Origin of the sequence: Nocardia sp. GP40 (genome assembly GCF_050434125.1) — a bacterium.
Taxonomy (GTDB): domain Bacteria; phylum Actinomycetota; class Actinomycetes; order Mycobacteriales; family Mycobacteriaceae; genus Nocardia; species Nocardia albiluteola.
In genome coordinates this window covers 334,219-349,664 of record NZ_JBNPVW010000006.1, presented here as the reverse complement: position 1 = coordinate 349,664, position 15,446 = coordinate 334,219, and the positions used below count along the sequence as shown (strand labels likewise).

The window sequence follows — 15,446 nt, the reverse complement described above, 5'->3', positions numbered from 1 at the left end:
GCGTCACGCGGCGGAAGCGGCGGGCTGGGTGGTCCCGCTCCGTCCGGGACCACCCGAGCCGAGTCAGGACTTGATTTTCTTCATTTCGGGATCGAACAGCGGCTCGGCGACAACCGTGGCGGAAATTCGTGTGCCGAAATATTCGATCTCCACCGAAGTATCGATTTCGGTGGACGCGGGCAACCACGCATACGCGATCGGGGCGCCGACAGTGTGGCCGAATGCCGCGCTGGTGATGTATCCGGACGGTCGGCCATCGATGAAGACGGGCTCCTGGCCGAGCACGACCGACTGGCAATCGTCGACCATCAGACAGGCCAGCCGGCGTTCGACCGTCTCCTCGGAGAGACCTTCCAGGGCAAGGCGACCGACGAAGTCGCCCTTGTTCATTCGTACCGCGAAACCGAGCCCGGCATCGTAGGGGTTGTGCTCGGTCGTCATATCCGTGCCCCATGACCGGTACCCTTTTTCCAGCCGCAAGCTGTTGAAGGCGGCTCTTCCGGCGGCGATGACCCCGTGTTTGCGCCCCTGCGCCCAGAGCAGATCCCACAGCCGCAAGCCGTTGTCGGCGGAGGTGTACAGCTCCCAGCCGAGCTCACCGACGTACGACAGGCGCATCGCCGTCACCGGAATGCCGCCGATCCGAACCTTCTTGGCGCGGAAGTATTTGAAGTTCTCGTTCGAGAAGTCGTCGCTGCTGAGGGCCTCGACCAGGTCTCGGGCGCGCGGACCCCACAGGCCGATGCAGCAGGTGCCGCCGGTGATGTCCCGGATCTGCACGCTACCGTGCGAGGGAGCCTGCCGGCGGAAGTAGTCGAGATCGAGGTTGCCGTTCGCGCCGACCTGAAAGGTGTCCTCGGACAGCCGCGTCACCGTCAGGTCGCTGCGTATCCCGCCGGCATCGTCCAGGGCCAGGGTATACGTGACCGATCCGACGGACCTGTCCATCTTCCCGGTGGTGAGTCGGTCCAGTAGGGCCAGCGCGCCTGGTCCGGCGATCTCGAGCCGTTTGAGCGGAGTCATGTCGTACATCGCGACCGCGGTGCGGGTGCGCCAGGCCTCCGCCGCGGCGATCGGAGAGTAGAACTGGGCCGACCATGGATCCCGCTCGGGAGGAGTCCACTCGGCCGGAAGATCTTCGAGCAGGGCGGCATTCGCTTCGAACCAGTGCGGGCGCTCCCAGCCGGCGCTCTCCAGGAACACGGCGCCGAGTTCCTGCTGGCGGACGTGGAACGGGCTCACCCGCAGGTTGCGGGGCGAGACCCGTGGCTGCAGGGGGTGCAGGACATCGTAGATCTCGACGAAGTTCTGCTGCGAGGTCTCGCGGACGTAATCCGGGGCCAGCTGCACCTCTTCGAATCGGTGCACGTCGCAGCCGTGCAGCTCGATCTCACTGCGCCCGTCGATCAGCAACTGGGCCACCGACCGGGCGACACCGGCCGAATGTGTCACCCAGACTGCCTCGGCGATCCAGAACCCCGAGACGTCGGCCGATTCGCCGATCAACGGTCCGCCGTCAGGAGTGAACGAGAAGACACCGTTGAATCCCTCCTGTACTTTCGCGTCCTGGAGACAAGGCAGCAGCAGCTTGCTCTGCTTCCACGACGGTGCGAAGTCCTCCTCGGTGAACCGCAGCATCGACGGCATATCCGATTCGGAAACATCGCTGCCGTAGGCCAATTCACGAAGATCGACCGGCATGGGGCGATGCGCGTAGCTGCCGATTCCCAGGCGATCGATGTGTTCGCGGAAATACAGGTCCTGGTCTTGATGCCGCAGGATCGGGAATCCCGCCTCGGCCACTTCGGTATTGCGGCCCACGAGTTCGGGAATCGGGCCGGTCTTGGCGTACTGGTGCGCCAAAGGCAGCAGCGGAACGTCCATGCCGACCATCTCGCCGATCTCGGGCCCCCAGAAGCCCGCACAGGACACCACGATATCGGCCGGAATCACGTCATCGGCGGTTTCGACGCCGGTGACCCGGCCGTTGCTCTGCTTGATCCCGGTCACTCGGGTCTGCCCCCGGAACACCACACCGCGCACCTGCGCGCGGCGCGCCAACGCGACCACGACGCGTGAGGCCTTGGCAAGCCCGTCCGTCGGCACGTACAGACCGCCGAGGATCTGCTTCTCGTCCACCAGCGGATGCAGTTTCACGCATTCCGCGGGATCGATGACCGTGCCGGCGATACCCCACGATGTCGCCCATCCCTGTTTGCGGTGCAGGTCGGCGAGTCGCTCCGGGGTGGTGGCCACCTCGAGGCCGCCCACTTGGTTGAAGCACCATTGGCCCTCGACGTCCATGCTCAGAAACTTCTCGACCGTGTATCGGGCGAACTCGGTCATCGTCTTCGAGGCGTTGGTCTGAAAGACCAGGCCGGGTGCGTGCGAGGTCGAACCGCCGGTCAGGGGAAGCGGGCCCTGATCGAGCACGGTGATCCGGTCCCAGCCCCGAGCGGCCAGCTCGTCGGCCAGGTTGGCGCCGACGATGCCGGCTCCGATGATCACGACGCGGGGCGACGTACCCATAGTGGTCCCTTCCTGTGGCGGTTGCCGACGCGCGATGCCTGGCGCCTACAGCGGCGCGGACTCACCCGCTCTGTGACGGAGCCTGCGCAACAACTGTGTTTATAACTGATATACCAATCAGCGTAAGCGTTGTCGCGGTCATGGTCAACAGGAGGAATCGACGCGGGACCGTTGGTGGTTCAGTGCACACCGTGAACCACTGCATTGACCCCACGCCGCGGGCGATCTCGCGTGGCGACTGGCCTTCGTCGCGGCGGGCGAGGATAGCGCGACGTTTGTCTTCGTCGACCACCCGCGGTCGGCCGCCCTTGCGGCCCTGGCGAGCGGCGGTTTCGAGCCCGGATCGGTGGGAGGTCATGCGATTGTTTGCTGCATTCGTTCGCCGGCGAGGCGTAGGTCGGTGTCGGAGGCGATGATGAACAGGGTCGGGCTGGTGCCGTTGGTGCCGAGCAGTTGCATGACATCGGGTGGTTGATCGGGTTCGGGGCCGTGGGTGTGCACGCCGTCGCAGTCCTCGATGCGGCGTTGTGCGAGGCTGATTGTGTTCCAGGCGAATTCGATCCGGGCGAGGGTGCCCAGCCGTGGGGTGAGCGCGCTGATCAGGTCGTGCAGTTCAGTGGTGAGGTTCGGTGTCCACGGCCACCAGGCCCCGTCGGCCGGTGCCGATCCGGTGTCGCGGCGTCCATCGCGCCACCGGCCTTTTCGGCGCCCCGGACATCATTGAAGAAGACTTCGAAAATCCCTGAAGGCTACTTCGAAACCTGACACCCCTCGACCAGCAGCCACACCAAATCCGCCCACTTTCGGCGGTTACTACCGGAACCCACGACTGTCGATGCCCATTCGACCCCTGTGTCGCCGCCGTGGCGTAACCTGCAAAGTGCTTGCACTCCTCAGAGCCATCGTCCGCGTGGATGGAGAGCAGGATGGACCAAGACAGTTCGCCCGACTCTGCCGCGCAGGAGGCTGCTGCGGTAGCCGGCCAATTCTCTTCACGCCGGAGAAAATCTGGAGTACTTCGAGTCCAAGCTGGGGCCGCCCACCCTCACGTACTCGCAGGGCCCCGCCGCGCAGGGATGGCGGCAGATGACCTACATACGCCGTGAACACTTCGTCGACATCATCGTCGATAGCGCGAGTCGAGTGGAGGCATACTCGGTGGTGTCGTGCAGCCCAGACTTCACTCCTACCCTGACGGCACCCGATGGCTCGATCGTCTCGTTGAACTCGACGCCGCTGGCTCACGCGCAGACAGCAACGGGCGAGACGTCCGACGAGACGACCGATTCCCTGAACAACGGCCGTTATCTGTCGTACTTTCCCGGGAAGTCCGGCACTAGCACGACAGTTGTATTTCGTTGCTTTGTAATCGTTTTCGTCGATAGCGGAGTTGTCGGGCGTGGGCTTGGTGGTGTCGGCGCCAGCGGCAGGCGGCCAGGGCGTGTGTGAGTTCGCGGGCGGGGCGCAGTGCTATCGCCAGGAGACGGCGGATATCGGCGACTGTGATCGGGCCCAGCCCGCGTGGGCTTTTGGGTCGGTGGCAGCGGTGACGGCGAGGAAGGCGTGGGCGAGCATGGCCAGGGTGATGTGCCGGTACCAAGGCTCCCATTTGCGGACTTGGTAGTGGTCCAGGCCGCATTGGTCCTTGGCAGCTTGAAAACATTCCTCGACCGCCCACCGGGCTCCGGCAACGGTGACGATCTGTTCCCGGGTAACAGTGCCGGGGTGAAAACACAGGTAGTAGGCGATATCGGCAGGGTCGTCGAGGGATCGGCGGGCGAGCAGGGTGCGCACGAACCCGGCTGGGAGATCACCGAAGCAGGGCAAGGTGGCCCAGGCGAAGTCGTATTCGCGTTCTCCGCGGACTCCGGGACCGCACGAGACCCGATGCCATGCCTGAGCGGGAGCGCGGCCGATGAGGGTGTCGACACGTCGGCGACCGTCGAGGTCGGCCACGGTTTGCTTGACCGGGACCTCGACCACATAGGACAGGCGGCGAGCCTCGCAGAAGGCCCGGAACTTCCCGTCTCGCCCGTAGGCGGAATCCGCGGCCACCCACCCGGCAACCACGCCGGCGTCCAAGGCGCGGGCGATCATCGCCTCGGCCAACCGTGGCTTCGTGATAACCCCTTGACGGCAACGGCTTTCGGGAATTCCTGCCTCGGCGCAGCGGTCATGGTCACTGATCCAGGACTCGGGCAGGTAGAGCTCCCTGTCGATCAGCGCCCGACCCGAGCGCCCGGCATAGGCCAGGAACACTCCGAGCTGCGAATTCTCTACCCGTCCAGCCGTTCCCGAGTACTGGCGTTGCACACCCGCCGACTTCACCCCCTTCTTCACAAATCCGGTCTCATCCGGCGCCAGGACACCATCCGGGCAGGCCAGCGCCTCAGCGACATACGAGCGCAGGCAATCGCGCAGTTCATCAGCGTCCCACCGGGAACGATTCAGGAAGTGCTGCAACCGGCTAACCGGGCGAGGGAATTATCCGCTGAAAGTCGTGTAGGGCGGAGGTAAGGGTCTGCAGTCTTGGATGCTTGGCGCCGACGCGTCGTAGGGCGTGCACTGTGTCGGATGCGACGCGGATCGATTCGCCGGCTTCTTCGGGGTGAAGGGTGGCGGTGGCAGGGATCATCGCGATTAGTCGTTCCAGGTAGTCCACGATCAGGGATGGGTCGTGGTGGGAGTGGTCGGCGAGTTGGTAGAGCGCCTCCGCCATGCAGGCAACGGATCGGATCAGAAGACCGTCGGTGTCACGGTCGGTGAGGCTTTCCAGGCATGCCTGCTCCATGCAGCGGTAGTAGACCGCTTCTGCCCATCTGTCGAGGAAGCCAAGGGTTTCAGCGAGGTTGAACCGTCGAATTTGGGGCCCACGGTGGAGCGGATCTGGGGCCGATTGAAAAACTACATCGCCAACACCGCGGTCACCGACGCGGACCACCGGCAGATCGCCGAATGGCTGCAGGGCCACTGGCGGATCGAGAATTCCGTCCACCACGTCCGCGACGTCACCTTCGACGAGGACCGCAGCCAGGTCTGCATCGGCAGCGCGTCGCCGCCGCGCTACGACACCACGCCCGCGACTTCCACCGGCCCGCCGAACTACTGCTCACCTGCTGAAACTGACTTTGCCGGGGCCCTTGTCAAACTGCCGACACGACCGCAACCCCGAAAGGCCCCTTGACTGGTTGATAGTCACTAACTACGATCGGTGACAAGACAAGGGGGAATCAGTAGGTGCTAATCTCACGGTGATGAATCCTAAGATATGTGAGTCCCGGAGGCAAACCACCTGCCCTGTAACGGGCGACTCTATATCGCTGTAACAATGAAACTCCGCCGCGGGATAGAGCGGTCAACGACTGATCCCGGGAAATTCCTGGCGTAAGAAAAACTAGGCCGGAGCATCGGTCTAACTGCACTTCCCTCCAAGAGGGCTGCGCGACTACTGGAACGGCATGAGAGGGGGCTCTAATCTAGAACTTTGACGTCGACAAATCTAACCATTGAAGTTTCACTGCATCCCGTATGCGATGGCGTGAGAACTATCTCGTCGATGACTTGCGGGGGTATTAAATCAAAGGAGTCAAAATGATCGACAATGCAATTGGTGCAACCTTCGCCCGGGATAGTGCTCCGGTTCGCGCGTCGAAGGTGGCGTTCGCCCGGGATAGTGCTCCGGTTCGCGCGTCGAAGGTGGCGTTCGCCCGGGATAGTGCTCCGGTTCGCGCGTCGAAGGTGGCGTTCGCCACAAGCTGAGGGCGTCTGCGGTAGGTATTTCGATATGATCGCGCCCAGCTTGGCTGGGCGCGATCATATCCATAATTCGATGCACTGAGTGCTTTCCTAGGCCGAAACATTCGACCGTACTGCATCGAGAGTATTTTATTCCGCATTTCATATGCTTTGATATTAGGGGGCCGTAATCGATGGATCAGTCAGAGCTCTGGGCGACGCTGCGTACTCGATGGGGTAGACGACCGCTGGAGGTCATTGAATCTCCCCTTGCGGTCGGAGTTGACGAGTCATTGATCTGGAAAGCCCTGGTCGACGGTGCTTCCAACCGCGAGCGGTATCCAGATTTTACGCTGCGTGTGACCTTGGATAACCATCCATTGGCGATCGACGCCGAGGCCGCCTATCTGCCGGTGGAGTCTGATACAGGACTTGATGGCTACCTGAAGCGCATCGACGACCAATCTGGATCTTCGCCTTGGTCCGTGGCCGCGTCCGGCATTCACACCGTATCATCTGCGTTGTGGGACAGGGCCCGCGACTTCGCAAACGACGTACGTCACGAGCTCGGTGTCCAACCCCTCGGACATGTCGACATGGATATCTTCATGGGCCACTATCAGAGCACAAGTGTCGGCATTCATCAAGACTTCGCGCATAATTTCAGCTTTACCTTGAGAGGGCCGAAATACCTTCTCACATGGCCATCTAAGATGGGTAACAAAATTCCGAAGCGGACACTCAATTATGACAGCATTCGCGAGTCGGCCACTGTGCTACATGGGGTGCCCGGAGGCATGACCTACTTCCCCTCCGATGAGTTTCATATCGGCGAGTCGCCGACGCGGCCGACCGTTGCCGTGAACTTTGCGCTCTTCGAAACACAGAATTCAGTGTCCGAAGCCATGTACAGCTTGCAGCAGGTCGTCGAGCCGCCGACGGAACTTGCGCCGAGCACCGGCGACGGTACATCGATCAACCCAGCCGCTGTTCGGGCGATCTTTGCTCAGTTGGCACAAGCCCTCGACAGCGGTGCAGCCGAACGTGCTGCAACGGCGAGGTGGATGACGTCGATGACCTCATTTCAGCTTGACGTCGAGCGCCCCGGCGCCGATGTGCCGGCGGCGGACTCCGATCGCGTAGGCCTGAGGCCGGAGGCTCTGCTCGTGTTTGCCGACGATCCCACCGACAAAGAGCAGTTGTTGGTGTCCAGTCAGGGCTACGTGGCGGCGGTATCCAATCAGCTGAGTGTTGTGACCTGGCTGCAGGAGGTCGCCGCGGGCGTCACCTACGCGGTGAGCGGCATACCAGAGGATTGCGCCGCACTTCATAACTTGCTGGTTGATTGGGGCGCGCTCGATGCCGCATCGTGAACAGGGCCGGATGAGGACGCCGCTGCACTCCTGGCTGACGATCACAGCCGTCGGGTTTGCGGTACTGGTGGCAACCATCGGTTACGAGGTTGCCGTGGTAGCGTCGACCATCAACTTGGCTGCGACGGCGTCATCGTCTGCACGGATATCTGCAATGATGATCGTGGTCACAATGCCCTCAATTGTCTTTTCCCCGTGGATCGGGCGATTTATCGATCGATACCCGTTGCGTATTACGATCAGCGTTCCAGTTTTCGCGGCGGGCGTGACTGTCCTAGTTATCGGAAATGTGCGGAATTTTGCCGTCCTGCTTGCGGTGATCGCGATTCTTGGCCTAAACGCCGCAGCGTGCAGTAGCGCCGTCATCACCGCGCTCCCAGAGTTCATGCGTCACCTGAAACAGAATGTGCCGCAGGGAAGCGCCGCGTTGGAAGCGATCCGCAGTGGAGGTTTCCTGGTTGCGCCGCCCATCGCCGGCCTGCTCGTCGGTGGCGTGGGCTACCGGTTCGCGCTGAGCGCCGTCGCAGTGTCCTATGTTCTCGCAGGACTGATTTTTGCCTCGGTGGTTGATAAATTCCGAAATGGAAGCACTGCGGCAGATACCTCCGAGCCGGAGCAGACGTCCCGCAGGCACCTCCTCGTAGGGTTTCAGCAGGTCCTCAAAGATTCGCGAGTGTGGCCGCCGTTGACTGCCATCGCCGTCATCGTTCTAGCCTCCGCAGTTTTCGATGTTCTTCTGGTGTTCTATGCTCGCTTCAACCTCGGCTTTGGTGCCGAGATGTACGGACTATTGCTGACAGCCTGGAGTATCGGGTTGCTCATAGGCCCCCTCCTGGTCCGCTTTATCCCAATCACAACGAAACTGACACCGGCACTGCTGGCAGTCGCGTCCGGGATTGTACACGCAACCGGTTTCGGCGTAGCAGTCGCGACCGCCAACTCATACGCAACCTTTGCGCTCTTTGGTGTCGGTGGCATCGGGAATGCGCTGCAGAATGCGTACCTGCGGACGCTGGTCCTGGAGTCGACCCGAGATTCCGTTCGTGGATCTGTCGTTTCAGCCTACATAGCTACCTTGCAAACGGCCGCCATCATCGGCATGGGTGTCGGCGGACTCGTCGACCCGCATGCAGCCCGGCCCGCGTTGGTCCTAGCGGCCATGGTCTCCATAGTCGCTGCCATCGCGGTCCTGCCGTCCATCCTGCGGTCGGGTCGACCGCAGCCGGACACGTTAACACCCCAGATGAAAGGGGGCACACATGTCCATTGATCCGTTCATGACCGCATACTCACCATTCGCCGGAGCGAGACTGCCGGAGCTATGGGAGTACCTCTGGTTGCCGGAAGACCAGAAATCTCCTGTCAGCGCATACGTGACTGTGGCCGAGAAATGCGCATCACCGTCGGATCTTCGTTCGTATCCACCGATCGACCCGAGTCTGAAAGTCCGATTGGCTCCGAACACTATCTCCTCCCCGGCGGGGCCGTCTCTGCTGCGGCGGAACTCCGGAACGGTGGTAACCGGGCTCTACCAACCACGAACTGCCACAGTGTATGAGCTCGCTCCGCACCTGGCAGACTTGTTGACCGCCGGGATTTCGGTCGCGGAGTTCGCTCGAATGTGGGCTGATACGCCCGCAGTACATCCGCTACCTGGGCCGCCCGAGGCTGTGCTGCGGTCGATGCTGGTCAACGGCGTTGTAACGGCGACCGGATGGGATGCACACCCGCTCCGCGACAACGAGATTGTTCGCTGTTCGGGCGACACCCTGGTCAACAACGAAGCTGACGGCAGTGCACGGATATTGGTGTTCGCCACCGGCTACCGTTTGAAACTCTCCCCCGGCGCCACCGCATGGTGGTACGAACTGGACGGTAGCCGCACAGCGACCTGGCTCGACGCGAACAACGCCGAGCGATCCCTGTTCCTGGAGTTGGCCGGCCTCGGCTTCATTTCGCTCGAAAGGCGATAATCATGACATTTTCCCCTGATGAACTACAGCGTATGACCCAAATTGGAATGGGGACAGAAAACGTTTCACCGATGCTCGGCGCAATCGTGAAGATGATCCACCCAAAGAGCCTGCTGGAAATAGGTGCGGGTACGACGACAATGTTTCTGCTGTCGGCACTGGATGACGTTCGTTCCGAACTGGCCTATGACCAGGCAGTGGTATCCGGCGACGAACGGGGCGACGAGCGATTGTCGGTCCTCGTGCCACGCGACATACTCGCCCCTTATATGCCTGTTCTTACGGTTTTCGAGGACTTCTCCGTGCAGCCTTCCACCGCCGATACCGTCACGACCATCGCCGAGCAACGCGGATGGTCGGATCTGCTCAGGTTTGTGACTGGCGACTTCTTTGTAGAAGCCGAACATGTGCTGCCCACACTCGAACCGCTCGATTTGGTGTGGCTGGATGCCGGCGACCCTGTCGAAGACATCCGATTCCTGAATGCTATCTGGCCATATCTGGCCGACGAGGCGTATGTCCTCATGCATGAACCATTCGTCCCCCTGCCGGTGGCGATCGCGGGCGGCCCCCCGGCCGACGCTCGCTGCGTGACATCCGCACCCCGGTGCTCAACGAGCTGATCCGCCGGCACATCCGTGGTGACCTGCGATCCGTGGAGTTCACGGTCTTCCCCGAACACCACAAATGCAGGCAGGGAGGGATGCTCGTCATCCACAAACATCAAGAAGAGCCGCTGTTGTTCGAACACTACGAGGATGAGATGAGCGAACTGACTCAACTGCTAGGCATCGATGCAGTCCCTCCTGCACCTGTATTCAACTGACATTCAAGGAGCAGAACCGTGTGGTACACCACCTGCACCGACGCGGTACCGCGCACGCCATCGACCGTGCTGTGTCAGCCGGTGGCAGTAGCAAACCTCGAGACGTGGCAGCGTAAGGCGGACCAGCACGGGAAAGCTGTTCGCCCCCATTTCAAGGCGCACAAGACATTAGCGCTGAGCAGAACGCAACTCGATCAAGGCGCCGTCGGTTTCGAGGTGTCACGTCTGAGAGAGATCGAATGGATCATTCGAGAGGGGCTGATGGCGGACTTCGTGTTGTCGTGGATCCATATCAAACCGGATTTGTGGCAACGTGTGGCAGAGCTCGTCTATCAAGGGCACCGGATAACTGTGGACGTCGACAGCATCGAACTTGCCGCGGGCTACGCCGCCGCAGCCGAACGGTGTTCGGTGGTGCTGCCAGTTCGAGTGCAGGTCGACAGCGGCCTGCGAGGCTGCGATGAAGGCGCGGTTTTCGCTTTGTGTGCCATGATCGCCAGGTCACCACACTTGGAACTGACGGGATTGACGGCATATCGGAGCATTTACACCCGTGCTGAGGAGCGCAACTGGCTGCCCTTCGACGTGCTGGGCCGTAACGAGGCTGAGCTCCTGGTCGGTCTACGTGATCGGCTTCACCAGGCGGGGTTCGGAGAAGATATCAGAATCTTGTGCGGCTCCACTGCGGTGACCCGCGGCGCCCTGGCCGTCGAAGGGGTCGACGAAGTGGCCGGAGCCAGTTACGTCCTCGCCGACTGGGGTCTGGCCCAAATCGGTGTTTGTGCCACCCAGGACATCGCGGTCGGTGTGGTGGCGACGGTGACTTCCAACGTCGGCGGTATTGTGACCATTGACGCTGGTGCGGACGTTTTCGGGCGATGGGATCCCTATCCCGGCATAGCGGAGCCGGTGGCGGCGGCCACACCCAACGGGCGTGTGCTGTTCGACAAGATGGAGGCGAATTCGACCTCGTCGAAGCCAGTCGACGGCCCTGTGCCCGCGGTAGGGAGCCGTCTGTTTGTCTACCCGGGCCAGGTGTGTGAGCTGGTCAACGTGCCCGGCGAATTCCTGGTCGTCGACCACGGTGGGGACATCACCGACGCATGGCCACGGCTGTCGACCGGCTACTACAGTTCCACCGACCCCGTAATCTGATCGGCAATGGCGATGCGACACAGGAGGTTTGCAGCGTGAGCGTCCCTGGCGGCGAGCATGGGCCGATTATGCCGAGCGATGGGGCCTTGGAGGCTCTGATCGCAGCTTTGGTCCGAATGCTGCGGCCTGCAACAATTCTCGGGATCGGTGCCGACGACTCGGCAGCCCTTCTGGCGCTGGCTGCGGAGTCCGCCATACATGAACAACCAAACTCCCGATATCGGCCCGCAATCGTCGTATTCGAGCACAACACGTCGGTCAGCGCGGCCGCCACCCGAGCCCATCAGTTCCTGTCCGAGCAACAAGAGCGCTTCGATTTCCTTGAGCGGCGCGGCACCACTGTCTTCGATGAGCCACTCAATGGCCTGGACCGGCTAGGCTGCTTCGACCTCGTGTTCGTTGCCACCGGATCCATCGTCGACCACGCACGCCTCCTGCGCATACTGTGGCCCCGTATCGCACCTGGTGGGGTTCTGGCCTTCCGCAATCCGTACTTGTCCGGCAGCGAGCTTGACTCGACCCCTGTCCCCCATCCTCTGTGGGCCGCGATTCTGCACAGCCATCCCGATGACGTGGAAGTTTTCTCCGTGCCGCTGGTAGGGAGGTCCGGTGAGATGGGGATAGGCCTGGTTCGGCGACGATTCCCCTCGGAAACTCCGAGCGTGTCATCGTTCGAGCGGGAGATGGCCGCGCTGTGCGGGGCCCCAATCCCATTTACTCACATGAATTTCCACAATCCTGACCGTCTCGCCGACCAAGCAGTCGATACCTTGAGGATGCTCGCAGACCCCTCGATCCGCTCAGTAGTGTTCGCGGTAGGCAGCGGCAGTACATCGGTCAGCACGCTACAGTCCAGGTTGAGTATGACGCAGCGCAAGATTACGGCCGCCGTGGCCCGCCTGAGCGCTACCGGCGTGCTGGTTCGTGCCCAGGGCGGACTGGCCGTCAGCGATGAATTCTGGTCCCGTTTCCTTGCGCTGGAGAAACGGGCCCCCTCGTCGTCACAGGCGAAGCCGCTCACCGATCGAGCATTGTTTCTCGGGGCAATCGCAAATCACCTGAGCCCCACTGATTGGGTCGAAGAGTCGCACGTCAACGAACTCTGTTCACTATTCGACCCCGACTTCGCCACTCTTCGCCGTGAACTGGTCGACAAAGGGCATCTGGTCCGTGCGCAAGGCAGATACAAACGGGCCGTGTAGTCGAGTCACCGGCATCGGTGGGCGTGTCGGTTTCGCCAGATGATGTAGCGGCGGATCATGCTGCCCTGCTCGCGGTGGCTGGCGTGGTCGGTGCCGTTGAGGGCGAAGTAGCGCAGGGCGGTGAACTGGGCCTCTACGCGGTTGAGCCAGGTGGAGTTGGTCGGGGTGTAGGCGATCTCGACGTTGTTGGCCGACGCCCAGTCCCCGACCCGGGAGTCCTTCTTGGTGCTCAGGTGCGGGGAGAAGTTGTCCATGACCAGCGCCAGGCGCATGTAGGGCGGGTAGAGCGAGCGCAGGTACCGGCAGAACTCCAGGAACAGCGTCCGGGTCTTGCGCGGCTTGATGTGCCCGTACAGCTTGTCCTGCCGCAGGTCGTAGGCCGCCATCAAGTGCCGCACGCCTAGTGCTGCCAGGCCGTCGAGGTCGCGTTCGATGCTGAGCGCGTCAGTGCCGAGAGCATGGGCCCCGATCAGGGCTTATCTCGAACTTCATCGGATTTTTGGCGAGTTCACCCGCGCCGCGACCCAGCGGGACGCTGCTGCAGACGTTGTACCTGTCGCTGGACCCGTACATGCGCGGGCGAATGAGTGGCGCCCCGTCGCATGTACGGTGGAGCCGGTGCCCATCCTGCGCCGCCTCTATCCGAGAACGCGCCGCCGAGCACGGCGCTGCGTGTGCTCAGCATGCCGGTTTCACCGCCCATTCCGGCCTGCTCTCACCATCGGGTCCTCGCAGCCGAGCGAGACCGTGGTGGTGGCCGCCGCGAGCGCCTGCACCCGATGAATGCTCATCCACCCCTACCAGCGGTCCGGGACCAGGTCGGCGAGAGCGCTGCGCCAATCGATCGTGTCCGCAGCGTCGTACAACTCGAAGGTCTTGCCGTGCGCTTCGGGCGTCAGCAGTGCCTCGACCGTCGCCCGGGCCACCGTGTCCCGGCTGACTTGTCCGTCGCCGTGGTCGCCCTGTTCGAACCGGGCGCCGGTCGCGGGGGAGTTCGTCAGCCAGGCCGGGCGGACGATCGCATAGCGGGCGCCGCTGTCCCGCAATGCTTGCTCGCCGGCGGCGCGGGCCCGGATGATGCCGGCGATGTCGGGATGTGCTGCGGCGCGGGTGATGTAGATCTGGGACAAGAGCACTACCGGAACATCGTGTTCGGCGGCCTGGTGCGCGAGATTCTCAACTCCACGGTGCAGCACCGCAGCGGCCCCAGCATCATCGACTGGCGGTTCGACCGAGACGATCACCCCCTCGACGCCGCGCAGCAGCTCGGGACTCAGTGCACCGGACAGGTCTACGGCCACCATGCCGGCCCCGCGCGGGTGCCTGGTGCCGATGACGACGTCCCGATTCGATTTGCGCAGTAGTTCGGCGGCCCGGCGACCGGTCCGCCCGGTTCCTCCGATGACCAGATACGACACGGCGAATATTCCTTGCTCTAGTGGATTTCATTACAGGGCAGTGGGTGGCCGTACTCGCGTTCGACCCATCGCGCCGCATCGGCGATGCTCTCCTCGTCGGTGACGTCGAGTCGCAGCGGCACGGCGCCGACCGCCGCTGCGGCCGCTTTCGCGGAATCGGTTGTGTGAGCGCCCAACAGAACGGTGTACCCGCGCTCGGCGAGCTGCCGGCACACCTCCCGCCCGATGCCCCGATTACCCCGGCGACCAGCGCGATCGCGTTCGCCGCTCGGGGTAGGTGCGGGGCCGGGCGAATGTATTGGCTCACTTGTCCTTCCACGCGAAGACTAGCGAGCCGCCAACCGGGTCGGCAGGGGTGCGAGGGTGAAGTTGTTCCAGATGTAGGTGTCCATCTGGTGCTGGTCGAGGCAGAGGTTGTCGACCCGATCCACCTTGCCTTCGGAGTTGAAGTGCCACACCAGAGCCCACAGCGTGTCTACTTTACCGTCGCCTTCTGTCGAGTAGCCGCGGTGAATGTCGACAACGTATTCCTCGTTGGCTTCGAGGAAGAAGGTCTCCGCCTTCATGCCCGCCCGCGCCAACTGATCAAAGAACGCCACGACCTCCTCGAGTCCGTGCTTCGTGCCCGACAGTGCATGATGACCGGGGATCGTCCATGCGATGTCATCGGCCAGCACGGCTTTCATTCCGTCCCGGTCGTACCGCGTGTAGGCGTCGAAGAAGTCGCCGATTACCCGAATCTTGGGGTCCTGCTGCGCCACTGCATGTGTCCTTTCTAGGCTTGATTGCGAGCAGCAGCGTACGATCTGCGGCTGATACGGCGCTGGCACACACTGACAGCAGGGTGAGCGCGCTACTGGCGTAAGGATGCGCTGCTCGGCCGATGAGCAACGCAGCAACCCGCCGGGCGGCAGCGGTGGTGGCGATCAGCGGAGCTCGACTTGCGGTCGATAAGTTGTCCAAACGCTTTGTCCCGGACGAGTTGTGGGCTTCGGCCGAGCCGCTGTTACCGGAGTTCACCCCACATCCGCAGGGTGCCGGTACCGCGCCGACCGACGAGCGTGCGGTGTTCACTGCAGTTGTGTTTGTGCTGACCAGCGGTTGCGCCTGGGTACAAGAAGGTGGCGAAATCAACGACATGAGACACGGTCTTAAGCGGTTCCTCACCGAGTTCATGGCCGATTTCGCTACTTTCATCGGTCGCATTCACGGAACGGTCCCGCCGCCCATCTGAC

At 62.5% G+C, this 15,446-nt stretch carries 14 protein-coding genes and 4 pseudogenes; 11 read left to right on the top strand and 7 right to left on the bottom strand.

Translation table 11 applies throughout. The features are described 5' to 3' along the window. Positions 1-63: 63 nt before the first annotated feature. Together ABH933_RS20615 and ABH933_RS20610 are read right to left on the bottom strand one after the other, a co-directional pair. Positions 64-2,529 carry a GcvT family protein gene (locus ABH933_RS20615; RefSeq protein WP_429425958.1) on the bottom strand — a complete coding sequence of 822 codons (2,466 nt, stop codon included), beginning with the start codon at positions 2,527-2,529 and terminating at the stop codon, positions 64-66. Between the two features lie 354 nt (positions 2,530-2,883). Beyond that, a pseudogene (locus tag ABH933_RS20610) lies at positions 2,884-3,189 on the bottom strand (DUF5994 family protein); the annotation flags it as partial. Between the two features lie 336 nt (positions 3,190-3,525). Between ABH933_RS20610 and ABH933_RS20605 the strand changes: the two are divergent. Then, positions 3,526-3,978: pseudogene (locus ABH933_RS20605) on the top strand (ETEC_3214 domain-containing protein); the annotation flags it as partial. 21 nt (positions 3,979-3,999) lie between these two features. On the opposite strand, the pseudogene ABH933_RS20600 reads toward ABH933_RS20605, so the two are convergent. Further along, positions 4,000-4,995 (bottom strand): annotated as a pseudogene (locus tag ABH933_RS20600) (IS701 family transposase); the annotation flags it as partial. A 211-nt stretch (positions 4,996-5,206) separates the two neighbouring features. On the opposite strand from ABH933_RS20600, the gene ABH933_RS20595 reads away from it, so the two are divergent. From ABH933_RS20595 to ABH933_RS20555, 9 genes are all read left to right on the top strand, one after another. Further along, positions 5,207-5,713 (top strand): hypothetical protein, encoded by a 507-nt coding sequence (locus ABH933_RS20595; RefSeq protein ID WP_429426045.1) that lies wholly within the window; start codon positions 5,207-5,209, stop codon positions 5,711-5,713. A gap of 407 nt (positions 5,714-6,120) precedes the next feature. Further along, positions 6,121-6,288: a hypothetical protein gene (locus ABH933_RS20590; RefSeq protein ID WP_429455065.1), complete on the top strand. Its 168-nt coding sequence runs from the start codon at positions 6,121-6,123 to the stop codon at positions 6,286-6,288. 170 nt (positions 6,289-6,458) lie between these two features. Next, positions 6,459-7,637 (top strand): hypothetical protein, encoded by a 1,179-nt coding sequence (locus ABH933_RS20585; RefSeq protein ID WP_429425962.1) that lies wholly within the window; start codon positions 6,459-6,461, stop codon positions 7,635-7,637. 10 nt (positions 7,638-7,647) lie between these two features. Next, entirely contained in the window at positions 7,648-8,907 is a 1,260-nt protein-coding gene (locus ABH933_RS20580) for an MFS transporter (protein ID WP_429425964.1), read from the top strand. Next, on the top strand, positions 8,897-9,610 hold the full coding sequence (locus ABH933_RS20575; RefSeq protein WP_429425966.1) for a hypothetical protein: 714 nt from the start codon (positions 8,897-8,899) through the stop codon (positions 9,608-9,610). Before ABH933_RS20580 ends, ABH933_RS20575 begins: the two co-directional genes overlap by 11 nt. Before the next feature lie 2 nt (positions 9,611-9,612). Then, positions 9,613-10,233, top strand: a complete 621-nt coding sequence (locus tag ABH933_RS20570) for a class I SAM-dependent methyltransferase (RefSeq protein WP_429455064.1) — start codon at positions 9,613-9,615, stop codon at positions 10,231-10,233. Beyond that, positions 10,218-10,436, top strand: coding sequence for a hypothetical protein (locus ABH933_RS20565; RefSeq protein ID WP_429455063.1), 219 nt, complete (start codon positions 10,218-10,220; stop codon positions 10,434-10,436). Before ABH933_RS20570 ends, ABH933_RS20565 begins: the two co-directional genes overlap by 16 nt. 18 nt (positions 10,437-10,454) lie before the next feature. Further along, positions 10,455-11,591: an alanine racemase gene (locus tag ABH933_RS20560; RefSeq protein WP_429425970.1), complete on the top strand. Its 1,137-nt coding sequence runs from the start codon at positions 10,455-10,457 to the stop codon at positions 11,589-11,591. Then, a complete protein-coding gene (locus tag ABH933_RS20555) occupies positions 11,540-12,793 on the top strand; it encodes a DUF2087 domain-containing protein (RefSeq protein WP_429425971.1) in 1,254 nt (417 codons plus the stop codon). Before ABH933_RS20560 ends, ABH933_RS20555 begins: the two co-directional genes overlap by 52 nt. 5 nt (positions 12,794-12,798) lie before the next feature. Here the strand turns inward: ABH933_RS20555 and ABH933_RS20550 are convergent, their stop codons facing one another. From ABH933_RS20550 to ABH933_RS20535, 4 genes are all read right to left on the bottom strand, one after another. Next, positions 12,799-13,179, bottom strand: coding sequence for a transposase (locus tag ABH933_RS20550; protein WP_429455062.1), 381 nt, complete (start codon positions 13,177-13,179; stop codon positions 12,799-12,801). 411 nt (positions 13,180-13,590) lie between these two features. After that, positions 13,591-14,211: an SDR family oxidoreductase gene (locus ABH933_RS20545; protein WP_429425975.1), complete on the bottom strand. Its 621-nt coding sequence runs from the start codon at positions 14,209-14,211 to the stop codon at positions 13,591-13,593. A gap of 17 nt (positions 14,212-14,228) precedes the next feature. Then, a complete protein-coding gene (locus ABH933_RS20540) occupies positions 14,229-14,438 on the bottom strand; it encodes an SDR family NAD(P)-dependent oxidoreductase (protein WP_429455071.1) in 210 nt (69 codons plus the stop codon). 99 nt (positions 14,439-14,537) lie between these two features. Then, complete coding sequence (locus ABH933_RS20535; protein ID WP_429425977.1) at positions 14,538-14,972, bottom strand: nuclear transport factor 2 family protein; 435 nt, start codon at positions 14,970-14,972, stop codon at positions 14,538-14,540. A 164-nt stretch (positions 14,973-15,136) separates the two neighbouring features. Here ABH933_RS20535 and ABH933_RS20530 point away from each other — a divergent pair. Next, positions 15,137-15,322, top strand: a pseudogene (locus ABH933_RS20530) (transposase); the annotation flags it as partial. Positions 15,323-15,446: the final 124 nt, after the last annotated feature.